The sequence below is a fragment of the Kitasatospora sp. NPDC094028 genome (assembly GCF_049543595.1).
GTDB lineage: Bacteria > Actinomycetota > Actinomycetes > Streptomycetales > Streptomycetaceae > Kitasatospora.
In genome coordinates this window covers 124913-148110 of the sequence record NZ_JBMVFA010000003.1, presented here as the reverse complement: position 1 = coordinate 148110, position 23198 = coordinate 124913, and the positions used below count along the sequence as shown (strand labels likewise).

19 protein-coding genes and 1 pseudogene are annotated in these 23198 nt (G+C 73.6%); 6 read left to right on the top strand and 14 right to left on the bottom strand.

The window, feature by feature from the left end:
* Positions 1–84: 84 nt before the first annotated feature.
* The 3 genes from ACPC54_RS06405 to ACPC54_RS06395 all read right to left on the bottom strand — a co-directional run bounded on the left by ACPC54_RS06405 (position 85) and on the right by ACPC54_RS06395 (position 2870).
* Positions 85–870 carry an enoyl-CoA hydratase gene (locus ACPC54_RS06405; RefSeq protein WP_498961817.1) on the bottom strand — a complete coding sequence of 262 codons (786 nt, stop codon included), beginning with the start codon at positions 868–870 and terminating at the stop codon, positions 85–87.
* A gap of 143 nt (positions 871–1013) precedes the next feature.
* A complete protein-coding gene (locus tag ACPC54_RS06400) occupies positions 1014–2087 on the bottom strand; it encodes an enoyl-CoA hydratase/isomerase family protein (protein WP_498961815.1) in 1074 nt (357 codons plus the stop codon).
* 90 nt (positions 2088–2177) lie between these two features.
* On the bottom strand, positions 2178–2870 hold the full coding sequence (locus ACPC54_RS06395; RefSeq protein WP_498961813.1) for a TetR/AcrR family transcriptional regulator: 693 nt from the start codon (positions 2868–2870) through the stop codon (positions 2178–2180).
* 120 nt (positions 2871–2990) lie between these two features.
* On the opposite strand from ACPC54_RS06395, the gene ACPC54_RS06390 reads away from it, so the two are divergent.
* Positions 2991–3764 (top strand): SDR family oxidoreductase, encoded by a 774-nt coding sequence (locus ACPC54_RS06390; protein ID WP_498961811.1) that lies wholly within the window; start codon positions 2991–2993, stop codon positions 3762–3764.
* A 132-nt stretch (positions 3765–3896) separates the two neighbouring features.
* Here the strand turns inward: ACPC54_RS06390 and fahA are convergent, their stop codons facing one another.
* The 5 genes from fahA to ACPC54_RS06365 form a co-directional block, all read right to left on the bottom strand.
* Entirely contained in the window at positions 3897–5126 is a 1230-nt protein-coding gene (gene fahA, locus ACPC54_RS06385) for a fumarylacetoacetase (RefSeq protein ID WP_498961809.1), read from the bottom strand.
* A complete protein-coding gene (locus tag ACPC54_RS06380; RefSeq protein WP_498961807.1) occupies positions 5123–5998 on the bottom strand; it encodes a hypothetical protein in 876 nt (291 codons plus the stop codon). Before ACPC54_RS06380 ends, fahA begins: the two co-directional genes overlap by 4 nt.
* Complete coding sequence (locus ACPC54_RS06375) at positions 5995–7197, bottom strand: homogentisate 1,2-dioxygenase (protein ID WP_498961805.1); 1203 nt, start codon at positions 7195–7197, stop codon at positions 5995–5997. Before ACPC54_RS06375 ends, ACPC54_RS06380 begins: the two co-directional genes overlap by 4 nt.
* Positions 7198–7340: 143 nt before the next feature.
* Positions 7341–8555 carry a 4-hydroxyphenylpyruvate dioxygenase gene (hppD, locus tag ACPC54_RS06370; protein ID WP_498961803.1) on the bottom strand — a complete coding sequence of 405 codons (1215 nt, stop codon included), beginning with the start codon at positions 8553–8555 and terminating at the stop codon, positions 7341–7343.
* Between the two features lie 207 nt (positions 8556–8762).
* Positions 8763–10187 carry a phosphoribosyltransferase family protein gene (locus ACPC54_RS06365; RefSeq protein WP_498961801.1) on the bottom strand — a complete coding sequence of 475 codons (1425 nt, stop codon included), beginning with the start codon at positions 10185–10187 and terminating at the stop codon, positions 8763–8765.
* 421 nt (positions 10188–10608) lie between these two features.
* Between ACPC54_RS06365 and ACPC54_RS06360 the strand changes: the two genes are divergently transcribed.
* Together ACPC54_RS06360 and ACPC54_RS06355 are read left to right on the top strand one after the other, a co-directional pair.
* Positions 10609–10989 carry a hypothetical protein gene (locus tag ACPC54_RS06360; protein ID WP_498961799.1) on the top strand — a complete coding sequence of 127 codons (381 nt, stop codon included), beginning with the start codon at positions 10609–10611 and terminating at the stop codon, positions 10987–10989.
* The gene (locus ACPC54_RS06355) at positions 10986–11396 is read left to right on the top strand and encodes a hypothetical protein (protein WP_498961797.1); all 411 of its coding nucleotides are present in this window, start codon (positions 10986–10988) and stop codon (positions 11394–11396) included. Before ACPC54_RS06360 ends, ACPC54_RS06355 begins: the two co-directional genes overlap by 4 nt.
* Positions 11397–11568: 172 nt before the next feature.
* Here the strand turns inward: ACPC54_RS06355 and ACPC54_RS06350 are convergent, their stop codons facing one another.
* Together ACPC54_RS06350 and ACPC54_RS06345 are read right to left on the bottom strand one after the other, a co-directional pair.
* On the bottom strand, positions 11569–11757 hold the full coding sequence (locus ACPC54_RS06350) for a hypothetical protein (RefSeq protein WP_498961795.1): 189 nt from the start codon (positions 11755–11757) through the stop codon (positions 11569–11571).
* A 141-nt stretch (positions 11758–11898) separates the two neighbouring features.
* Positions 11899–14328, bottom strand: coding sequence for a sensor histidine kinase (locus ACPC54_RS06345; protein ID WP_498961793.1), 2430 nt, complete (start codon positions 14326–14328; stop codon positions 11899–11901).
* 261 nt (positions 14329–14589) lie between these two features.
* Here ACPC54_RS06345 and ACPC54_RS06340 point away from each other — a divergent pair, with 261 nt between their 5' ends.
* Positions 14590–15285: a response regulator gene (locus ACPC54_RS06340; RefSeq protein ID WP_498961791.1), complete on the top strand. Its 696-nt coding sequence runs from the start codon at positions 14590–14592 to the stop codon at positions 15283–15285.
* Positions 15286–15372: 87 nt separating this feature from the next.
* On the opposite strand, the gene ACPC54_RS06335 is transcribed toward ACPC54_RS06340, so the two are convergent.
* Both ACPC54_RS06335 and ACPC54_RS06330 read right to left on the bottom strand, forming a co-directional pair.
* Positions 15373–17073 (bottom strand): acyl-CoA dehydrogenase family protein, encoded by a 1701-nt coding sequence (locus tag ACPC54_RS06335; protein WP_498961789.1) that lies wholly within the window; start codon positions 17071–17073, stop codon positions 15373–15375.
* A 255-nt stretch (positions 17074–17328) separates the two neighbouring features.
* A pseudogene (locus tag ACPC54_RS06330) lies at positions 17329–17871 on the bottom strand (PadR family transcriptional regulator); the annotation flags it as partial.
* 226 nt (positions 17872–18097) lie between these two features.
* Here ACPC54_RS06330 and ACPC54_RS06325 point away from each other — a divergent pair.
* Positions 18098–18544 (top strand): SPW repeat protein, encoded by a 447-nt coding sequence (locus tag ACPC54_RS06325; protein ID WP_498961787.1) that lies wholly within the window; start codon positions 18098–18100, stop codon positions 18542–18544.
* A gap of 99 nt (positions 18545–18643) precedes the next feature.
* On the opposite strand, the gene ACPC54_RS06320 is transcribed toward ACPC54_RS06325, so the two are convergent.
* Positions 18644–20047, bottom strand: coding sequence for a class II fumarate hydratase (locus tag ACPC54_RS06320; protein ID WP_498961785.1), 1404 nt, complete (start codon positions 20045–20047; stop codon positions 18644–18646).
* A 493-nt stretch (positions 20048–20540) separates the two neighbouring features.
* Between ACPC54_RS06320 and ACPC54_RS06315 the strand changes: the two genes are divergently transcribed.
* Positions 20541–22502 carry a cholesterol oxidase substrate-binding domain-containing protein gene (locus ACPC54_RS06315; protein WP_498961783.1) on the top strand — a complete coding sequence of 654 codons (1962 nt, stop codon included), beginning with the start codon at positions 20541–20543 and terminating at the stop codon, positions 22500–22502.
* A 7-nt stretch (positions 22503–22509) separates the two neighbouring features.
* Here the strand turns inward: ACPC54_RS06315 and ACPC54_RS06310 are convergent, their stop codons facing one another.
* Positions 22510–22992: a helix-turn-helix domain-containing protein gene (locus ACPC54_RS06310; RefSeq protein WP_498962433.1), complete on the bottom strand. Its 483-nt coding sequence runs from the start codon at positions 22990–22992 to the stop codon at positions 22510–22512.
* Between the last annotated feature and the right edge of the window lie 206 nt (positions 22993–23198).

The window sequence follows — 23198 nt, the reverse complement described above, 5'->3', positions numbered from 1 at the left end:
TCATCCGTCGGCTGCCAACTGCTGGCCGTCAGCCGTCAGCCGTCAGCCGTCAGCCGTCAGGCGCCGGTTGCGCGCAGTCCGTCGTCAGCGGTTCTCGAACTTCGGCGGGCGCTTCTCGGCGAAGGCCGTCATGCCCTCCTTCTGGTCCGCCGTGGCGAAGGCGGCGTGGAAGAGTCGGCGCTCGAAGCGCACGCCCTCGGACAGCGTGGTCTCGAAGGCGCGGTTCACCGCCTCCTTCATCATGATCGCCGCCGGGGTGGACATGGCCGCGATGGTGTCGGCGGTGGCCAGGGCCTCGTCGAGGAGCTGGTCGGCGGGCACGATGCGGGAGACCAGACCGGCGCGCTCGGCCTCCTCGGCGCCCATCATCCGGCCGGTCAGGCACAGTTCCATCGACTTCGCCTTGCCGATCGCCCGGGTCAGACGCTGCGAGCCGCCGATGCCGGGGATGACGCCGAGCTTGATCTCCGGCTGCCCGAACTTCGCGGTGTCCGCCGCCAGCAGCACGTCGCACATCATCGCCAACTCGCAGCCACCGCCCAGGGCGAAGCCCGCCACGGCCGCCACCACCGGCTTGCGCAGCGCGCCGAAGCGGTCCCACGGGCCCAGCCAGTCGTCCAGGTAGACGTCCGGGAACCGGTTGCCCTGCATCTCCTTGATGTCGGCGCCGGCCGCGAAGGCCTTCTCCGAGCCGGTGACCACCAGACAGCCGATCTCCGGGTCCCGGTCGAAGGCGGTGGCGGCGGCGACCACCTCGTTCATCAGCTGGGTGTTCAGCGCGTTCAGCGCCTTGGGCCGGTTGAGGGTGATCAGGCCCACCCGGCCCCTGCGCTCGACCAGGATCGTCTCGTACGTATCGGCCTCGGTCATCGCCGTTGACTCCCATTTCCGCTGCTCGGCGCCGCTGGGGCGCGCCCTGACCCCCCAACGATCCACGACGCGAGCCGCCTCGCGCCAGTCTTGGCATGCGAGACGCCGGTCACGAGTCGCTCGCCCCGCCGAGACCGGCCGCGTCAGGCCAGGCCCAACTCGTCGTCCGTGCGCGGGGCGAGGTAGCGTGCGACGTCCGCCTCCGTCACCTCCGCCGCCGAGGCGGGCGACCAGCGCGGGTTGCGATCCTTGTCGATCACCTGGGCGCGGATGCCCTCGACCAGGTCGTGGCTCTCCAGTGCGGCGCAGGAGATCCGGTACTCCTGGTCGAGCACCGCCTCCAGCGAGGGCAGCGTCCGGGCCCGGCGCAGCGCGGCGAGGGCGACCTTGACGGCGGTGGGCGAGTTCCCGAGGACCAGCTCGGCGGCCTCCTTCGCCTCCGCCACACCGGAGTTCAGCAGCCGCTCGACGATCTCCTCGACGGTGTCGGCGGCGTAGCAGGCGTCGATCCAGTCGCGCTGTTCGGCGAGCCCGGCGGCCGGCGCGGGCTCGGCGTGCGCGGCGACGAGCTCGCCAGCCGCCGTGGCCGGGTCGGTGCTCCGCGCGAGCGCGGCGAGCAGGTCGGGGACGCGCGCGGACGGCACGAAGTGGTCGGCGAACCCGCACAGCAGCGCGTCGCCGGGGCCCATCGAGGACGAGGTCAGCGCCAGGTGGGTGCCCAACTCGCCCGGGGCGCGGGCGAGCAGGAAGCTGCCGCCGACGTCCGGGGTGAGCCCGATCCGGGTCTCGGGCATCGCGACGGTGGAGCGTTCGGTCACGATCCGCACGGCGCCGTGGGCGGACAGGCCGACGCCGCCGCCCATGGTGATGCCGTCCATCACCGCGAGGTACGGCTTCGGGTAGCGGGCGATCAGCGCGTTCAGCCGGTACTCGTCGCGGAAGAAGGCGCGGGTGCCGGCCCCGCCGGCCTTGGCGTCGTCGTGCATCGCGCGGATGTCGGCGCCCGCGCACAGGCCGCGCCCGCCCGCGCCGGTGAGGGCGACGGCGCGCACCCGGTCGTCCGCGGCCCAGGCGTCCAGCGTCGCGCGCAGGGCCGTGATCATGGCGTGGGTCAGGGAGTTGAGGGCGCGCGGACGGTTCAGCTCGATCCGTCCGAGCCCGCCGTCCAGGAAGGCCCGGACCTCCGTCGTGACCTCTGCCGTCAGCTCTGCGCTCATCGGGCCCGCTCCCGTCCCCTCGGTGATGTCGGCTTCCGCCGTCCACCGTACCGGGGCGGGTGGGGCGTGGGGGACGTCGGTCCCGGTCGGCTATCCGGGCCAGGCGCGCAGGGCGAGTTCGGCGGTGCGGGCCAGCTCGACGGCGGTGGCGCCGTCCCGGGCCTGCTGGGACATTCCCTGGATCACCGCGGCGAAGTAGCGGGCGAGCGCCGGGGGGTCGGCCTCCGGGGGCAGTTCGCCGTCCCGCTGCGCGGCGTGCAGCCGTGCCTCGAAGACCCGCAGGTTGGCGTTGCGCAGGTCGCGCAGGTGGGCCTGGACCTCGGCGTCCTGGACGGAGACGTTGGTGGCGGCGCTGATCACCAGGCAGCCGGCCGGGTGGCTGGGATCGGCGTAGACGGCGGCGGCGTCGCGCAGCATGCGGGCGAAGGTCGCGAGGGCGGTGGTCTCCTCGGCCAGGGCCTTCCCGAAGATCGCACCGGCCGGGGAGCGCCCGTACTCCCGGACGACCTCCTCGAAGAGCGCGCGCTTGTCGCCGAACGCGGCGTACAGGCTGCCGGGCCGGATGCCCATCGCGGCGGTGAGGTCGGCGACGGAGGTCGCCTCGTAGCCGCGCTCCCAGAACAGCCGGGTCGCCGCCGCCAGTGCCTCGGCCCGGTCGAAGGCGGGCGGACGGCCGCGCCGCGCCCGGGCCGGCGGGGCGGGCGCGCCGGGGCCGGAGGGGCCGGAGGAGCCGGACAGGTCAGCGGGGTCGGCTGGGTCGGCTGGGGTCGTCGTCTCGGCCATGAGGAGATTTTAGAGCAGTCGCTCAAGAAGTGTGTGCTAGCTTCTTTCTTGAGCGATCACTCAACAAATCGAGGGTCGCTGATGCGAGTGACACGGGAATCCGACAGGGAGGGCCACGGCATGGGCGGGAACGCACTGGACGGGAAGACGGCGCTGGTCACCGGCGGCAGCCGGGGGATCGGCCGGGCCATCGCCCGGCGGCTCGGCCGGGACGGCGCCGTCGTCGCGGTCGGCTACGCACGGGACGAACGGGCGGCGGTCGAGGTGGTCGACGGCATCCGCGCGGACGGCGGCCAGGCCTTCGCGTTGCGGGCCGAACTGGGGCGGCACGGCGACGCCGCCGCGCTGTGGGAGGCCTTCGATGCGCGGATCGGTGACCACGCGCCGACCGGCGGCCTCGACATCATCGTGAACAACGCCGGGATCGGGCGCAGTGCCGCTCTCGCCGACCTGACCGAGGAGGGCTTCGACGAGGTCTTCGCGGTCAACGTTCGCGCGCCGTTCTTCCTCGTGAAGCACGGGCTGGAACGGCTGCGCGACGGCGGCCGGATCGTCAACGTCTCCAGCGGCGCGGCCCGGCTGGCCATGCCGGAGATCATCGCCTACGGCGCGACCAAGGGCGCGCTCGACACCTTCACGCTCAACCTCGCCAAGCAGCTCGGGCCGCGCGGGATCACCGTCAACTCGGTCGCGCCCGGCGTCGTCGACACCGACGTCAACGCGGATTGGCTGCGCGGAAATCCGGCGGCCGAGGCCCATGCGGCCTCGCTCGCCGCGCTCGGCCGGGTCGGGCAGCCGGCGGACATCGCGGACATCGTCGCCTTCCTCGCCTCGGACGACGCACGCTGGGTCACCGGGCGGGTGGTCGACGCCACCGGCGGGGCTGGACTGTAACGAACCGCCGACCGGTGACGGCAGACGGAGAACAGAAAACAGAAAACAGATGACAGCCGACAGATTTCATCATCTGAAATCTGTCAGCTGTCATCTGTCACTTGTCCGCGGCCGTCCGCCGCCGGCCCGGCGTCAGCCGACGCGCCCGGCGACCTCGCCGAAGCCGACGACCGTCCCGTTCGGCCCCGGCGCGGTGGCGGTGATGACGACCTCGTCACCGTCCTCCAGGAAGGTGCGGGTTGTACCGTCCGGGAGCTTCACCGGGTTCTCGCCGTTCCAGGTCAGCTCGATCAGCGCGCCGCGGGTGTCCGGCTCCGGCCCGCTGACGGTGCCCGAGGCGAACAGGTCGCCGGTGCGCAGCGAGGCGCCGTTGACGGTCATGTGGGCGAGCTGCTGCTGCGCCGTCCAGTACATGGTGGCGAACGGCGGGCGGGACACCGGGTGCCCGTTCAGCCGGACCTCCATCGCCAGGTCCAGGCCCCACGGCTCGCCGCCGCGGTCGTCCAGGTAGGCGAGCGGCTCGACGTCGCGCTGCGGCGGCGTGACCCGTGCGTGCCGCAGCGCGTCCAGCGGCACGATCCACGGCGAGATCGAGGTCGCGAAGGACTTGCCGAGGAACGGCCCGAGCGGCACGTACTCCCAGGCCTGGATGTCGCGCGCCGACCAGTCGTTGAGCAGGCAGACGCCGAACACGTGCTGGTCGAAGTCGTCCAGCGCCACCGGCCGCCCCAGCTGCGAGGGCGTGCCGACGACGAAGCCGACCTCGGCCTCGATGTCCAGCCGCCGGCTCGGCCCGAAGGTCGGCGCGGCGTCGGCGGGCGCCTTGCGCTGCCCGTGCGGCCGTACGACCGGCGTGCCGGAGACGACGACGGTGCCGGCCCGGCCGTGGTAACCGATCGGCAGGTGCTTCCAGTTGGGGGTGAGCGGCTCGGAGCCGGGCCGGAAGATCTTGCCGAGGTTGGTGGCGTGGTGCTCGGAGGCGTAGAAGTCGACGTAGTCGGCGACCTCGAACGGCAGGTGCAGCTCGACCTCGCCCACCGGCAGCAGGGCCGGCGTCAGCGCCTCGCGGAAGGACTCGTCCGTCAGCCAGGTGGTGAGGTCCGCGCGCACCTGCGTCCAGACCGGACGACCGGCCGCCATCAGCGGGTTGAGCGAGTCCGCGTCGAGCAGGACGGACGGCGCGCCGGCCGCGCGGGCGGCGGCCCCGGCGTCCAGCACGAAGTCCCCGACACGCACGCCGACCCGGCGCCGCCCGGGCTGGTCGGCGGCCGTGAAGACGCCGTACGGCAGGTTGTGCACGCCGAACGGCGAGTCCTGGGCGCTGACGAGCCAGCTGTGCGGGCTGCTGGGGGTGGTGCTCAACGGTCCTCCTGGGGCAGTGGGCCGGCCGACAGCAGGCCGAGCGAGGCCAGGTCGGCCAGCGGCTCGGCGATGCTGCAGGTGCCGAACGCGGTGAACGAGTTGCGGATCACCGTAACCTGACGATCAGTCAGCGTACGCACCGCCTTGGCGAGCGCCTCGCCGTCGCGCTCGGCCAGCACGGCCGCGGCCGCCGCCGGCTCGGTCTCCTGCGCGGCGAGCAGCACGTTCAGGAAGCCGTGGTGCTCGAAGCCGGTCTTCGGGTCGGTGTGCCGAACGGCGTTGTGCAGCCCGGCGGTGCACTTGTACGGCAGGCCGCGGCGCGCGCAGCCGGTGAGGAAGGCCGCCAGCTCCGCCTCGTCGGGGAAGGCCTCGGCGGCCAGGCCGCCGGTGCGGAACTTCGCCCGGTACGGGCTGTCGACCAGGACGTCCAGCACCTCGTCCAGGCCGTCCCCGCGCAGGAGTTCGCGCGGCAGCTCGACGGCGGCGGGGACGTGCGGGGGCAGCAGCCGGTCCAGTTCGGCGACGGCCTCGGCGGCGTCCCGGGTGGCGAGTTCGACGCCGGCCACCTCGAACGGCGCGGCGGCGGCGAGCGCCGGGGCCAACTCCGCACTGCCCCCCGGCAGTACGAGCCCGACCCGCAGTGGCCGGCCGCCGGCCGCGTCCTCGGCCACCGCCTCGGCCACCGCCTCGGCCAACTCGCCCAGCCGGCCCGCCCCGCACAGGAGCGGGCCGACCGCCTCGGCGTACCAGGCGGCGCGGTGCGCGCGGTGCGCGGGCACCGCCTCGGCGACCGGCAGGTTCCCCGGCGGGAACACCGCCGCGTCGTCGAACAGCGCGCGGAACAGCTCCGGGATCACGGACTCGGCAGTCATCGCCCGGGCCCCCGACCCGCCCACGTCCAGGCGTAGTCGGCGTCCTCGCTGGCCCGCCCGCCCTCGCCGAGCTCCAGCGGGCGGAAGGTGTCCACCATGACGGCGAGCTCGTCGAAGAACTCCGCGCCGATGCTGCGCTCGTAGGCGCCCGGCTGCGGCCCGTGGGTGTGCCCGCCGGGGTGCAGCGAGATCGAGCCCTGGGCGATGCCCGAGCCCTTGCGCGCCGCGTAGTCGCCGCCGCAGTAGAACATGACCTCGTCGCTGTCCACGTTGGCGTGGTAGTAGGGCACCGGGATCGACAGCGGGTGGTAGTCCACCTTGCGCGGAACGAAGTTGCAGATCACGAAGTTGTTGCCCTCGAAGACCTGGTGGGCCGGCGGCGGCTGGTGGATCCGGCCGGTGATCGGCTCGAAGTCGCTGATGTTGAAGGCGTACGGGTACAGGCAGCCGTCCCAGCCGACCACGTCGAACGGGTGGTGCGGCACGGTGTAGCGGGTGCCCGCGACGCCGTGCGGGCCGCGGTGCTTGACCAGCACGTCGACGTCGCCGGGGGCGTCGACCACGAGCGGGCCGACCGGGCCGCGGAAGTCCCGCTCGCAGTACGGCGCGTGCTCCAGCAGCTGCCCGTACTTGGACAGATAGCGCTTGACCGGGGTGATGTGGCTGTTCGCCTCGATGCAGTACGCGCGCAGCGGCTCGTCCCCGGACGGCACCCAGCGGTGGGTGGTGGCGCGCGGGATGATCACGTAGTCGCCCTGGCCGACCTCGATCGAGCCGAAGACCGTCTCGACCGTGCCGGAGCCCGACTCCACGTACACGCACTCGTCGCCGAGCCCGTTGCGGTAGAGCTCGCTGGGCGCCCCGGCGGCGACGTACGAGATCCGCACGTCGCCGTTGCCGAGGACGAGGCGGCGGCTGCCGACGACGTCGGCGGACTTCCACTCCTGGCCCGCGAACAGCTCGTGCAGCTTGAGGTGGCGGGGGAGCAGCGGGTGGTTGGGCACCGTGGACTGGTCCGGCAGCTCCCACGGCACCGCGTTCACCACGGCGGACGGGATGCCCCGGTGGTAGAGCAGCGACGAGTCGGAGGAGAACCCCTCCTCGCCCATCAACTCCTCGTAGTACAGCCCGCCTTCGGGTGTGCGGTGCTGGGTGTGCCGCTTGGGCGGGATGCTGCCCAGCTGCCGGTAGTACGCCATCTCCCTGCTCCCTGCTCCTTCTCGACCGTGCCCACGGGATCGCCGCGGCGGTGACAGCTTGCCCCGGCGGCGGTCGCCGCGGCCAGAGGCCCCGCCGCGGCGACCGGCCGCTCGGCTACAGCCCGTGCGGCTGCGGGTTGCGGCTACAGGTTGCCGCGACGGTCCTGCTCGCGCTCGATGGACTCGAAGAGCGCCTTGAAGTTGCCCTTGCCGAAGCCCAGCGAACCGTGCCGCTCGATGAACTCGTAGAACACGGTCGGGCGGTCGCCGATCGGCTTGGTGAAGATCTGCAGCAGGTAGCCGTCCTCGTCGCGGTCGACCAGGATGCCGCGCTTCTTCAGCTCCTCGATCGGCACCCGCACCTTGCCGATGCGCTCGCGCAGCTCCGGGTCGTCGTAGTACGCGTCCGGGGTGTTGAGGAACTCCACGCCGCGCGAGCGCAGGACGTCCACGGTGGTGAGGATGTCGTTGGTGGCGAGCGCCATGTGCTGGCAGCCGGGGCCGGTGTAGAACTCCAGGTACTCGTCGATCTGCGACTTCTTCTTCGCGATCGCCGGCTCGTTGAGCGGGAACTTCACCCGGTGGTTGCCGCTCGCGACGACCTTCGACATCAGCGCGGAGTACTCGGTGGCGATGTCGTCGCCGACGAACTCGGCCATGTTCACGAAGCCCATGACCTTGTTGTAGAACGTGACCCACTCGTCCATCCGGCCGAGCTCGACGTTGCCCACGGCGTGGTCGAGGGCCTGGAACAGGCGCTTGGGCGAGCCCTCCGGGTGCTGCACCTTGCTCTGTGCGGCCACGTAGCCCGGCAGGTACGGGCCGTGGTAGCGGGAGCGGTCGATCAGGGTGTGGCGGGTCTCGCCGTAGGCGGCGATGGCCGCGCGGCGCACGGTGCCGTTCTCGTCCGACTCGTCGTTCGGCTCCTCCAGCACGGTGGCGCCCATGGCGCGGGCGTGCTCGATGCACTTGTCGACGTCCGGGACCTCCAGGGCGAGGTCGAGGACGCCGTCGCCGTGGCGGCGGTGGTGCTCCAGCAGCGGGCTGTCCGGGCGGACGCCGCCCTCGATCACGAAGCGGCAGGAGCCGGAGCGGAGCACGAACGACTTGCGGTCGCGGCGGCCGGTCTCCGGGCCGGAGTAGGCGACCAGCTCCATGCCGAACACGACCTGGTAGAACTGGGCCGTCTGGGTGGCGTTGCCGACCACGAAGACCACCGCGTCCTGCGCGGTGACGGGGAACGGGTCGCTGGCCGGGTCGTGCTCGACGAGGCCGACGAGGCGGCGCAGCTGGTCGGTGTCGAGACCGGCCTCGCGCTCCTCGGGGGTCAGCTCAAGGGCGTGGGACTGCGGGGTCATCGGTCGTTCCTCCATTTCGGGCCTCGGCTCTGAGGCGTCCGCTTGGATCGAGGCCGCGCCGCGACGGGTGGGCGGGGCGGTTGGCGGAGAGCTTGCTCCTGTCCGGAGGGTTGGGCAACAGGTCGGATTTCCACTGCTCAATGTGTACAAGCTGATCAGGAAATCCCAGGCCCGACTGTGCAAAGTGCACGGTCTGAGTGGGGTGATTCACGAGCTGTGCGCAACCGGGGTTTGCCCGGCTCCGCGGGCGGGCAGATGGCGCAGGAACCAGTCCCCGGCCAGCTCAGCGGCCTGGTCCAGGGTCCCCGGCTCCTCGAACAGGTGGCCCGCGCCCGGCACCACCGCCAGCTCGCTCTCGCACCGCAGCCCGGCCCGGGCCCGCCGGTTGAGGTCCAGCACGGTGCCGTCCAGCGAGCCCACCACGAGCAGCGTCGGGGCCGCCACCCGGGCCAGGACGTCCGGCCCGGCGAGGTCGGGCCGGCCGCCCCGGGAGACCACGGCGCGCACCGCCGGGCCGAGCGCGGCCGCGGTGTGCAGCGCGGCGGCGGCGCCGGTGCTGGCGCCGAACAGGCCCAGCGGCAGGCCGCGGGTCTCCGGCGGGCCGGGCCCGCCGCCGTTCGCCGGCAGCCCGCCGCCGTCCGTCAGCAGTTCGGCGACGGCCGTCAGCCGCGCGCCCAGCAGCCCGACGTCGAACACGTTGCGCCGGTCCGCCTCCTCGTCCTCGGTCAGCAGGTCGAACAGCAGCGTCGCCAGGCCGGCGCGGTTCAGGTACCGGGCCACGTACCGGTTGCGCGGGCTGCGCCGCCCGCTCCCGCTGCCGTGCGCGAACACCACCACCCCGCGGGCGGCGCCCGGGACGGCCAGCAGGCCGGTGAGCCGCACGCCCGCGGCGGGCAGCAGCAGTTCGCGCTCGACCGGGCCGGGTTCCACCGGGCCGCTCCCGGACGGGGCCGCGGCGGCGGGCCGCGGACGCCCGTGCCGGGCCTCGGCCAGCAGCCGCAGCACCTCCTCGTCCTCGGTCTGCGTGAAGTCCTCGTAGAACTCGCCGATCGCGAAGAACGGCGACGGCGTGCCGACGCACACCAACTCGTCCGCCACGCCCGCCAACCGGTCCGTCCAGTCCCCGGGCGCCACCGGCACCGCCAGCACCACCCGGGCCGCGCCGCGGGCCCGCACGATCAGACAGGCCGCCCGGGCGGTCGAACCGGTCGCGATGCCGTCGTCCACCACGACCACCGTGCGGCCGCGCAGTTCGAGGGGCGGCCGATCCCCCCGGTAGCGGCGGGCCCGGCGCGCGAGCTCGGCCCGCTCGCGCCGCTCCACCTCGGCCAGCTGCTTCTCGGTGACCCCGGAGACCCGCATCACCGACTCGTTCAGCACGCGGACGCCGCCCTCGCCGATCGCCCCCATGCCCAACTCGGGCTGGTACGGCACGCCGAGCTTGCGGATCACGCAGAGGTCGAGCGGCGCGCCGAGCACCGCCGCCACCTCGGCCGCCACCGGCACCCCGCCGCGGGGCAGCGCCACCACCACCGTGCCGGGGCCGCCCAGGCCTTCGAGACCGGCGAGCCGGGCGGCCAACCGCCGGCCGGCGTCGGTGCGATCGGTGAAGTGGACTGCGGTGACGCGCATGACACGGCCTCCGGGTTCCACCGTACGTCGGCGCGGGGCCCGGCCGCTCCCGGGGCGCCCACGGCGCTGCTGTGCGCCCGGCGCACAGCCCCCGCGCCGGGCGCGGCCTGCACCGCCTGTGCTGCCGGAACCGCCTGGGCTCCCCGCGTGGCCCGCGTGGCCCGTGCGCTCGACGGGGGCCGGGACCGGACCGTGATCGCCCCGGGATGCGCCCGGAATCCGCCCGGGATTCGCCCGGGATTCGCCCTGGATTCGCCCGGGCCCGGGCGGGAGGTGAACGGGATCCGGCCGGGATACGTACGGGATCCGGGCGGGACGGGATCGGGACGGCACCCCCGTGCGGCCGGGACGGCGGGCGACGGACCGTGGTGACCGAGGGCGGGCCGCCCAGCCCGCCCGACGCCCGGAAGGAGCCCCCGAGATGCCTGGCACCGTCATCACCGACCTGCGCCGACGCGGCGCCGTCGACCCCGGACGCCTGCTCGCCGGCCCGCTGCGCGGCGTCGGACTGCAACGGCTCGACCCGGGCCGCAGCACCGAGGTGGCCGCGGACGGCGTCGAACACGCCCTCTACGTCACCGCCGGCTCAGGACTCGCGGCCCTGCCCGAGGACCTGGCGAACGCCGAAGAGGTCGACGCCGCCATCCCCCTCATCGAGGGGACCGCCGTCGTCCTGCCGCTCGGCAGCCGGACCGTCCTCACCGCCGGGACGGCCGGACTTGAGTACTTCCACGCCGTCCTCGCCGTCCCGCCCGCCGCCGCGGACCGGACCGGCCGCCTCGAAGGAGGCGAACCCCAGTGATCGTCACCACCGACACCGGCTCCGCGATGATCGTGCTCGGCCCCAACGGCGAACGCGTGCGCGTGCGTTCGCTCGCCCGCCGGGCCATGCTCGCCAGCGCCTGCGAGAGCTTCGACCACCTGCGGCTGAGCCCGGGCGCCCACCACGTCATCCCCGGCCGGCCCGACACCGAGACCGTCCTGCACGTGCTGCGCGGGGCCGCGGTCGTCGGCCGACTCCCCGACGTGCCCGACCACTTGGCCTCGGACGGCGACCTCCTGCTGGCCCGCCGGGGCAGCCCGCTGCACCTGGAGGCCGGACCGCTCGGCGCGGAACTGCTCTGCCTCACCCTCGCGGTGCCCCGGCCCCGCTCCGGCACCCGGGCCGCCCGGGCGCGGCGCCGGGCCGAACGCCGCAGCCACCCCTGAACCGGGCCCGCCCGGTGCCTGGAACGCGGCTGGGACCGGAACGGGACGGCCGGCTCATGCGCCTGGGGCGGGCCCCTGAGCACAGTGATGAGCGAAGCGACCGACCGGATCGGTCGCCGGTGACAGATCAGGAGGGCCACCTCATGAAAACGACCTTCTCCTCCAAGTTGAGTTATCTGGCCGGTGTGGTCACCGGCGTGATCGCGGCAGCCACCGCGCTGCGCAGCGCCTGCTCCGCCTCGTCCTCGGCCTCCGCCTCGTCCTCGGCCGCGTCCGGCGCCGGCTCCTCCGAGTCCTCCGCCGCCATGACGGCGGGGAGTGTCGCCGGGCCGGCCGGCGGCATCGGGTGCTCGCCGGACAACTGCCCGCCGCCTCCCGGAAAGTCGGGCTGAGCGGGAGCCGGTCGGCCTGACTTCGACTCCACCACCGATCGACCCGGTCCAAGCCGGAACAGATGACAACTGACAGATGACAGATTTCAACATCTGTTATCTGTCAGTTGTCATCTGTCGTCTGTCGCCCGGGACCCGTCATCCACCGCCCGTTCCCCGCTCCTGCTCCCGTGCCCTCGCCCGTGCCCTCGCCCGTGCCCTCGCCCGTTCCCCCGCCCGTTCCCTCTCCCGTCGCCGTTCCCCTGCCCGCCGACCCCACCGCCGCCCGCCGCGCGCGGCAGCATCGCCAGCACCTGCGTCCCGCCGCCCTCCGGCAGCGGCCCCACGGTGCAGCGACCGCCGATCTCCGCCGCCCGGTCCGCCATCGACCGCAGCCCCACCCCGCGGCCGTCTGCCGCGCCCCCGCCCCCGCCGTCGTCCTCCCGGTACCCGACGCCGTCGTCCAGCACCGTGAGCACCATCGCCTCGTCCGTCACCCGCAGCGTCACCCTGGCCGTCCGCGCCCGGGCGTGGCGCAGCACGTTGTTGAGCGCCTCCGCCGTGATCCGGTACGCCGCGACCTCCACCGCCGCCGGCAGCTCCGGCAGCGGGTCCGGCGAGAACTCCGCCGTCACGGTCAGCCCGGCCCCGCTGAAAGTGCCCGCCAACTGCTGGACGGCGCGCGCCAGTCCGAACTCGCCGAGCGGCGCCGGCCCGAGCCGGTCGGTGATCCGGCGGACCTCCCGGATCGCCATCCCGAGGTCGTCCGAGATCCCGCTCAGCGTCCGCGCCAGAGCGCCGTCCGCGGCGCCCCCCGCCGCGCCCGGGGCCGCACCGGGGACCGCACCCGAGGCCGAGGCGGCGGACGACGCCGCCGAGGCCGCCGAGGCCGCGTTGTCCATCCGCAGCCGCAACCCGGCCAGTGCGGGCCCGAGCCCGTCGTGGATGTCCCGCCGCAGCCACCGCCGCTCCTCCTCCCGCGCGGCGACGATCTGCTCCCGGCTCGCCTGCAGGTCCTCCTGGAGCCGCAGCGACGCGACGGCCGGCGAGGCCTGGTCGGCCAGCGAGCGCAGGATGTCCATGTCGCTGGCGTCCAGCCGGTCCTCGCCCGCCCGCAGCCCGACCGTCAACTCGCCGATCGGCAGCCCGTTGTGGACCAGCTCGAAGGTCTGGCTGCGGCCGTCCAGCCGGCCGGCGGTGGCCAGCGCGCGTCGCCCCGCCCGGGTGGTCACCGTCAACGTCACACCGGGCAGCCGCAGTTCCTCGGCGACCGTCGCGCACAGCGCCTCCGGCAGCCGCTCCGGGTCGACCACCTGCCGCACCCGCCCCGCCAGCGCCCGCAGCACCTGGTACGGCTGCGCCCGCTCCCCGTAGTAGAGCCGGTCCACCACGGCGACCGTCCGCCGCGCCGCCCGCGGCAGCGCCGCCCCGAACAGGTACATCAGGGCGATCAGCAGGAGCGCCGCCCCGCCGCGCCCGGGCAGCAGCCAGCCGGACGTCGCGGCGGCGGCGCCCACGAAGAGCACGGTCACCCCGGTGGCCAGCAGCAGGCCGATGAGCGCGCTGCGCGCCGCGCGGTGCAGCCGCCAGCCGTGGTCGCGCACGACCAGGAAGCCGACCGCGACCGCCCAGACCAGCCCGGCCGCGGAGAACAGGGCGTAGCTGAGCCAGAAGTGGGAGGTCCAGGTCCGCTCGTACATGTCCTGCATCCCCGCCCAGAGCAGGTACGCGGCGAGCATCGCGCCCACCCGCAGCCGGTGCCGCCGGGCCTCGCCCACCGCCCGGTCCGTCGCGCCGTCCGCCGCCCGGTCCGTCGCCCCGTCCGCGCCGGTCACGGACCCGTTCGGGCCGCCCGCCGCCGGCCCCGCGCTGTTCGCCGCGCGCTCCGGGCCGCTCGCCCGCCCGGCGGGCCGCAGCAGCCGGACGACCAGCACCAGGGCGACGAAGCCGATCAGGAACTCGCTGATCACCATGTCGTGGCCGTACAGGGCGGTGGCGATGCGGCGGAAGAAGACCGCCGGCGGGTTCCCGGCCAGCGGGTTGGGCCGCCCGTAGAGCTTCTGGAGGTCGAGCTGCCAGGCGATCTCCGGGATCACGAACAGCGCGACCGCCCCGACGTACCACCACCAGCGCCGCGTCGTCAGCCGCCCGCCCGGCAACCAGAGCGGCAGCACGTAGAAGAGCGTCACGTTGACCACGCCGCACAGCGCGCTGAAGGCGGCCACCGCGCCGACGATGCCCGGATCGGACACCTCGACCCAGACGGGCGCGGCGGCCGCGAGCGGCAGGACGGCCGTCAGCGCGTACACCAGCATCACCCAGCCGAGCGGGCTGCCCGGGCGGTGGGCGTGCAGCACCATCCCGGCGGCGGCGGTCGGCAGGGCGTAGACCAGCGTGGCCAGTTGGTTCCGTGGGTGGACGACGTTCGGGTCGCCGAGGTGGCCGAGCACATAGCAGGCCCACAGTGTCCCCGCGACGAGGCACACCGCGGTGGCGACCGCGGCGGCCGTCAACTGTCGCTGGGCCGGCGTACGGAGCCGGGGAGGGATCCCCGTGGTCATGGCACCACCTCGCAGACGGCCCGGCGTTCACGGTTTCGGGCGCATGCCACCAGTCTCGGCCGCCCGGTGTCCCGGGCGCCTGAGGCACCGGTCTCGGATCCGGCGCGGGATGGCCCGGTGCGGAGGCGGCCCGGTGCGGGGACGGCCCGGCACCGGCCGGTGCCGCTGACCGGCCGGCGCCGGCCCGCCGTGCGGACGACTCCCCGACCCCCCGGGCATGTCACGGAAAGTCACGAGATCATCGCTGGTAGTGTCGGCCAGGTGGATGAACAGCAGCCGGTGACATCCCCGGACCAGGCGGCCGACGCCCCGCCCGTTCGGGTACTGATCGTCGACGATCACCCCCTGTTCCGGGCTGGGCTCAGGGCCGCACTGGAGAGCGCCGAGGGCGTCGCCGTGGTGGCCGAGGCCGAGCGGGTCGCCGACGTGCCCGAGGCCGTCGCCCGGAGCCGCCCCGACGTGGTGATCATGGACCTCTCGCTGCCGGACGGCTCCGGACTGGAGGCCGTCCGCCGGCTCTCCGTCCGGGAGCAGGCCCCGCCGGTGCTGATGCTCACCATGTCGGACGACGACGGCAACCTGCTCGCCGCCCTGCAGGCCGGCGCGCGCGGCTACCTGGTCAAGGGCGCCGGGCGGGAGGAGGTGCTGCACGCCGTACGGACCGTCGCCGCCGGCGGCGCGGTGTTCGGCGGCGAGGTCGCGGGCCGGATCACCGCACTGCTCGCCGGGGCCAAGATGCGCGAGGCCGGGCAGCTCTTCCCCGAACTCACCGCCCGGGAGGCCGAGGTGCTCGACCTGGTCGCGCGCGGCCACGACAACCGGCGGATCGCCCGGGAACTGGTGGTCGCGGAGAAGACCGTCCGCAACCACGTCACCCACATCTTCGAGAAGCTGCACGTCGCCACCCGCGCCGAGGCGGTCGCCCGGGCCCGCGACATGGGCCTCGGAGACGGCTGAACCCGCCCCCGGACCCCGGGAGCGGGCGAACCGGGGGTGCCGGTCCGCCGACCGGCACCCCCGGGGTCCGACTGGACGAGCGCGCCGCTACGGCTGCATCTCGTACGCGCCCGACAGCGCCTCGACACGCGCCCACACCTTCGCCGCGCGCTCGGCGTCCGCGACCGGCCGGCGCACGTTCGCCAGCGCCCACGCGGCCTGCTCCTCGGTCGTCGAGGCCTTGCCGTGCAGCTCGGTGGCGTGCGCGGAGAAGTCCCGGACCAGGGCGTCGAAGATCTGGTCCAGCAGGTCGGCGTCCACGCCCGTCAGCTCCGCCTGCTCCAGCACCAGCTGGCCGTAGACGATCAGCGCGAACAGCTGGCCGATCTCCAGCAGGAAGTCGAGGTCGGCCTGCTGCTCCTTGCTCGGGGCGTTCTTCAGCAGCAACTCGCAGAAGGCGTCCGCCTGTTCGCGGAAGCGGGCGACGTTCGGCAGCTGCGCGTGCCGGTCGTAGGCGGTGCGCCAGTCGTGGAAGCGGATCGCGCCGAGGCCGCGGGCCGGGCCCTGCTGGAACAGGAAGGTATCGTCGGTGGCGTCCAGGCGGGTCGGCACCGGGGCGTAATCGGCGGGCGCGAACAGGTAGTTGCCCATGAACTTGAGGATCAGCGCCAGGTTGACGTGGACGGTGCCCTCCAGCTTCGGCAGGCCGCGGATGTCCTTCGCCGCCTTGTCGAAGTAGGTGTCCGCCTCGAAGCCCTTGGCCGCGATGACGTCCCACATCAGGTCGATGACCTTCTCGCCCTCGGTGGTGACCTTCATCTTGGTCATCGGGTTGAAGAGCAGGTAGCGGCGGTCCTCGGCGGAGGCGGTGCGGAAGTAGTCCACGGCCCGCGCGCTGAACAGCTTCATCGCCGCCAGGCGGGCGTAGGCGTCGGTCAACTCGCGCCGCACGTGCGGGAACTCGGTGACCGCGCGGCCGTACAGCACCCGGTTGCCGGCGTGCGTGACGGCCTCGTACATCGCGTGCTCGCAGATGCCGACCGAGGCGGTGCAGAGGTTGAACTTGCCGACGTTCACGGTGTTCAGCGCGGCGTCGAAGGCGGCCTGTCCGGTGTGCAGCACGTCCTCGGCGCGCACCGGGTAGTCCTCCAGGCGGAACTCGCTGACGTACATCTGCGCGTTCACGACGTTCTTGACCAGGTGGTACGCCTCGTGGCGGCTGTCGGCGGCGAAGAAGACGTAGCCCTCGGGGCCCTCGACGTCCGAGCGGCGGCCGAACACCGAGACCAGGCCGGCCACGTTGCCGTTGCCGATGTAGTACTTGGAGCCGGTCGCGGTGAAGCCGCCCTCGCCGTCCGGGGTGAGGATCATGTCGGTCGAGTAGATGTCCGCGCCGTGGGTGCGCTCGGACAGGCCGAAGGCCATCACGTGGCCCTCGGCGAGCAGGCGGGCGGCGCGGGCACGGACGGCCTCGTTCTCGCTCTGCCAGACCGGGCCGAGGCCCAGGATGGTGACCTGCCAGGTGTACCAGTAGCCGAGGCCGTAGAAGCCGAGGATCTCGTTCAGCTCGGCGATCCGCGCGGTGTCCCAGCGCTTGGCCGGGTCGGCCGACGACGGGGTCAGGAACTCCGCGAACAGGCCCTCCCGGGCGGCGAATTCGAGGAAGTCGGCGTACCAGGCGCGGTCGATGTAGGTGTCGATCAGCGCCTTCTTGCCGCGGGTCTCGAACCAGTCGACGGTCGCGCGCAGCAGCCGGCGGGTCGGCTCGTCGAACTGCGCGGGGTCGTAGGTGCGCGGGTTGAAGAGCATCGGGGGCTCCCTGAGGGTCGGGTGGAGGGGAGTGGCCGGGCCCCGTTCGGCGAACGGGGCCCGGCGAACAAAGTTCAGCGAACAGATGTCAGACGACAGATTTCAGCGAACAGATTTCAAACTCTGTCATCTGAAAGTTGAATCCTGTTCGTCGTCGGCGGCACCGTCAGTGGCGTGGTCGGCGGCGCAGTCAGCGGCGTCGGTGGCGTCGGCGCCGGTGTCGGCGCCGTCGTCATGGGCGCCGGCGGTCGCGCCCGGTCCCGCGAGCCGTCGCAGGGTGGCGAGCACGTCGTCGAGCCAGGCGAGCGTCATGCGCTCGTACTCGATGCCGCCGCGCAGCACGACGTGCTGGAGCTGCTGTCGGGCGTCGAGTGCGGTGAGGTCGGGGAAGTCCCGCTCCTCGCCGTGCAGGTACCGGGCGAGGAGGGCGGCGTGGCTCTCGCGGTGTCGTTCGACCTCGGAGATCAGCGCGGCCGGGTCGTCGAAGGCGGCGGCCCGGATCTTGACGGCCAGTTCGTGCCGGACGGTCTCCGGCTCGACCGGTTCGCGCAGCCACTCGGCCAGCGCGGCCCGCCCGGGCGCGGCCGCCGAGTACACCTTCTTGTCCGGCCGCCCGTCCTGGGCGACCTCCTCGGCGGCGATCCAGCCGTCCGCCTCCATCCGCCGCAGCACCCGGTAGATCTGCTGGTGGGTGGCGGTCCAGAACCGCCCGATGGAACGGTCGAAGCGCCGGGCCAGCTCATAGCCCGAGCCGGGCTGCTCCAGCAGCGAGACGAGGATCGCGTGCTCCAGTGCCATGCCCGCATCCTGCTATGCAACGAGTTGCATAGGCAATGGCGGCTCGCGGGGTTGAGACGCAGGTCACCGGCGTGATCGGATGGTTATCGATCATTTAGGGCAATCGGGTGCAAAACAATAAAGAAGGGACAGAATGGGTACGGGGCACGCGCCTTCCACGGGGAGTGTGCGCCCCTCATCCGGACCACAGGAGGTGGTATCGGTGGCAACCCATATCCCGACGGGCATGGAGCACCATCCGGACATCGTCGAACTACGTGAACACTACGAGCGGGTCACCTCGACCCCCCGCGCCCAGGGCGTCGAAGCCCTGGCCGTACTGGCCGGCCTCTTCCTGGCGGCATCGCCATGGATCGTCGGCTTCACCGCTTTCAGCACCCTGACCGTGACCTGCCTGATCGTGGGTCTGGCCTACACGGCGCTGATGGCAGGCTACGGATCGGCCTACGAACGCACGCACGCGAGGGCCTGGGCGGCCGCCGCGCTCGGCGTCTGGACGATCATCTCCCCCTGGGCCGTCTCCGGTTCCGTCGCACACGGCAAGAACATCGTCACCTGCGTCATCGTCGGCGCCGTGATGTTCCTGCTCGGACTCGCGGCACTCTCGATGGCCACCATGACGGCGAACGGAGCCTCGATGCGGCTCGGCCGCGCCGGCCGGGCCAGGGGCTGATCTTCCCCGCAGCCCGCGTCCGGGGCGTGGAGGGCCCGAACGGCCCACCGCGCCCCGGCGCACGCCCGCCCCCGATCCCCCGGGGCGGGCCGCCGGCCGCTACGGGCGCGTCATCCGCAGCACGTCCAGCGCCTCGTCCAGCTGCGCCTCGGTGAGCTCGCCCCGCTCCACGTAGCCGCGCTCCAGCACCACTTGGCGGATCGTCCTGCGCTGCGCCAACGCCTGCTTGGCGACCTTCGCCGCCTCCTCGTACCCGATGTACCGGTTCAGCGGGGTGACCACCGAGGGCGAGGACTCCGCGTACTCCCGGGCCCGTTCGACGTTGGCGGTGATGCCGTCGACCGTCCGGTCCGCCAGCAGCCGGGCGCTGTTGGCGAGCAGCCGCACCGACTCCAGCACGTTGCGGGCGATCACCGGGAGCATCACGTTCAGCTCGAAGTTGCCGCTCGCGCCGGCCGTCGCCACCGTCGCGTCGTTGCCGACCACCTGGGCGGCGACCATCAGCACCACCTCGGGCAGCACCGGGTTCACCTTGCCCGGCATGATCGACGAACCGGGCTGCAGGTCCGGCAGGTTGATCTCGCCGAGGCCGGTGCGCGGCCCGGAGCCCATCCACCGCAGGTCGTTCGCGATCTTCGTGAACCCGACCGCCACCGTGCGCAGTTGGCCGCTCAGCTCGACCAGCGCGTCCCGCGCGCCCTGCGCCTCGAAGTGGTCCCGGGCCTCGGTCAGCGGCAGGCCCGTGGTGCGGGCGACCTCCTCGATGACCGCCGCCGGGAACCCGGGCGGGGTGTTGATGCCGGTGCCCACCGCCGTTCCGCCGAGCGGGAGTTCGGCGACCCGGGGGAGCGTCGCCAGCAGCCGCTCCCGCCCGTGCCGCACCTGCGCCGCGTAGCCGCCGAACTCCTGGCCGAGGGTGACGGGCGTGGCGTCCATCAGGTGCGTGCGGCCGGACTTGACCACCGTCGCGAACTCGGCGGCCTTGCGCTCCAGCGCCTCCGCCAGATGCTCCAGCGCCGGGATCAGGTCGTGCGTGACGGCGGCGGTCGCGGCGATGTGGATCGAGGACGGGAACACGTCGTTGGACGACTGGCTGGCGTTCACGTGGTCGTTCGGGTGGACCGGCCGGCCCAGCCGCTCGGCGGCCAGCGTGGCGATCACCTCGTTGGCGTTCATGTTGGACGAGGTGCCCGAGCCGGTCTGGAACACGTCGACCGGGAACTGGTCGTCCCAGCGTCCCTCGGCCACCTCCTCGGCCGCCGCCGCGATCGCCGCCGCCGTCTCCCCGTCCAGCACCCCCAGTCCGGCGTTCACCCGTGCCGCGGCCGCCTTGATCCGGGCCAGTGCGGCGATGTGCGCCCGCTCCAGCCGCTGACCGGACACCGGGAAGTTCTCCACCGCCCGCTGCGTCTGCGCCTGCCACTTCGCCGTGGCCGGCACCCGCACCTCGCCCATCGAGTCGTGCTCGATCCGGTACTCCTGCGGCTTCCGCTCGTCAGTCATCGCGCGCTGCACCTCCTGTACGGGCCTCGGCGGCCCGGAACGGGTCTTCCGATCACGACAGCCGCGCGCGGGCCCCGGGTATTTCCGCCCCGGGCCGCGGCGCGCCGGCGGGCCGTGCTGCTCCTGGCTGTGCCGCTACAGGCCGTGCCGCTCCGGGCTGTCCTGCTACGGGCGGGGCGATCCGCCGAACGCGCCGGTGACCCCGGTGGAGGTGGCGAGGACGGACCGGCCCGACGAGCAATCGCCGAGGAACACGCGGCGCCGCGCTGACACCGGCGGCCGCGTACCTGTCCGGCGGTTGGGGCCGTACTCACCCGAAGGGGTGAGAAAGCGGCCGGACCGCTTCAAACCGCCGTACGGCGATTCGTACGCTCCTCACCGGGTCGGCGGGACACCGCCGCCCCGGCCCGTCGCATTCCTGCCCCGGGCGACCAGCACAGCGGCCCGGCCCGGTGGTCGGCGCCGTGACCAGCGAGGGACCGAGGGCAGGCGGATGGCCACCGAGCACGGCGCACACGACGCAGCGGGCGGCCGGGGGAGCAGCCGGGAGCGCGGGCTCACCCGGCGGCGACTGCTCGGCGCCTCGACCGCCCTCGGCGGCGCGGTCTGGCTGCTGCGCGGCACCATCGGCCCGGACGCCGCCGAGGCCGCCACCCCCACGCACGCCGCCCCCGCCACGCCCGCAGCACCAGTGCCGCCCGCACTGCCGGTCGGCACCGAGCCGTACCGGCGGGTCTTCCAGAACTGGTCCGGCGAGATCCGCACCGACCAGCTGTGGACCTGCGCACCCCGCACCCCCGAGGAACTGCCCGCCCTCGCCGACTGGGCCCACGCCAACGGCTGGCGGCTGCGCGCCTCCGGCTACCGGCACACCTGGGCGCCGCTCACCGTCACGGACGGCACCCGGGCGAGCACCCGCGTCCTGATCGTGGACACCAGCCGCCACCTCACCGCCCTCACCGCCGACTCACCCACCACCGTCCGGGCCCAGACCGGCGCCACCATGGAAGCCCTGCTCGCCCACCTCGCCGACCGGGGACTCGGCCTGACCGCCTGCCCGGCGCCCGGCGAGATCACCGTGGGCGGCGCGCTCGCCATCGGCGGCCACGGCACCGCCGTCGCCGCCGCCGGCGAGACCCGGCCGCACGGGCACGGCTACGGCTCGGTCAGCAACCAGGTGGTCCGGCTGACCGCCGTCGTCCTCGACCCGGCCACCGGCCGCTACACGCTGCGCACCTTCGAACGCGACGAGGCCGACAGCGCCGCCTTCCTCGTGCACCTGGGCCGCGCCTTCCTCACCGAGGTCGTCCTGCGGGCCGGCACCGACCGGCCGCTGCGCTGCGTCAGCCGGCTCGACATCCCGGCGAGCGAACTCTTCGCCCACCCCGCCGGCAGCGACAGCGGTGACAATGGCGGCCATGGTGCAGGGGGACTGCTGGGAGGCCTGCTGGGCGGCTCGGCCGGCGGTGCGAGCCCACGCACCTTCGCCGACTTCGTCGACCGCGACGGCCGCGCCGAGGCCATCTGGTTCGCCTACACGGACTTCCCCTGGCTCAAGACCTGGAGCGTCTCCCCGGCCAAGCCGCTCGCCTCCCGGGCCGTCGACCGGCCCTACAACTACCCCTTCTCGGACAGCATTCCGGAACCGGTCGCCCGACTCGTCGGCGAACTCGTCGGCGGCGCCTGGGGATCGGCCCCGCTCTTCGGTCAACTCCAGCACCTCATCGCCAAAGTGGCCCTCACCGGCGATCTCACGGACGTCCTGCTCTCCGGCACGGCCCTGCGCGACCTGCTCTCCGGCGAACTGATCACCCACCTGCTCGCCGGCGGCCTGCGCTCCGACCTCTGGGGGCCGTCGCGCGCCCTGCTCCACTACGTCCGCCCCACCACCCTGCGGGTCACTGCCAACGGCTACGCGATCCTCCTCCGGCGCGCCGACCTGCAGTGGGCGATCGCCGAATTCGCCGGCCACTACCGGACGTTGCTCGACGAGTACCGGGACCGCGGCGAGTACCCCGTGAACGGCGCGGTCGAGATCCGCGTCACCGGCCTGGACGACCCCGCGACCTGCGAAGTCCCCGGCGCCCGGCCGCCGTTGCTGTCCGCGCTGCGCCCGCGCGCCGACCGCCCGGAGTGGGACACCGCGCTCTGGCTCGACGTCCTCGCCTTCCCCGGCACCCCCGGGCTGGAACGCTTCGCCCGCGACCTCGAACAGTGGCTGCTGCGCACCTTCGACGGCGCCCGCGCCGGCCTGCGGGTCGAATGGTCCAAGGGCTGGGCCTACACCGCCGACGCGGCCTGGTCCGACCCGGACCTGCTCGACCGGGTCATCCCCGAGAGCCTGCGCGCCGGCGGCGGCCCCGGCTGGGACGAGGCGGTCGCCGTACTGGACCGGCACGACCCGCACAGGGTCTTCGGAAACCCCTTCCTGGACCGGCTGTTGAAGCCATCCTGACGGACCGTCAGATGTGCTCCATCACGATCACCGCGAGGGTGTCCGGCGCCAGCGCGCGGAACACGTGCGGGGCGTCGCCCGGGTAGCTGATGTAGTCGCCCGGGCCCAACTCGACCGGCTCCGTGGACGGGCCGACCAGCGCCCGGCCCTTCCCGATCATCACGTGCTCGACCGTGCCGGGCATGTGCGGGTCGGAGGCGCGGGTCTCGCCCGGCTGCGCCTCGATCCGGTAGATGTCGCGCCGGGCGTTCGGCGGGCAGGAGGAGAGCACGGTGGCCGCGTAGTCGGCCCGTTCGGAGTGGGTCACCGGGCCCTCGCCGACGCGGATCACCTTGACCACCGGGCGCGGCGGGTCGACCAGCCGGCTGAACGGCACGTTCAGCGCGACGCCGAGCGCCCAGAGCGTCTCCACGCTGGGGTTGCCCGCGCCGGACTCCAGCTGGGAGAGCGTGGACTTGGCGACGCCCGCGCGCCGGGCGAGCTCGGCCATCGACAGTCCGCTGCGTTCGCGCTCGCGCCGGATCGAGGCGGCGATCTGGCCGATCAGCTCGGTGCCGGTCGGGCCGGTGGGGCCGGAGGAGTCCGTGGGGCCGATGGGTGGGGTGGTCAGGGGGTCAGTCATGCTCGCCGCTCACGCTTCCTTCGGGCTCCCGCTCCGACTGCTGATGGCGTTCATGCTGCCACGGCCGTCGAGAG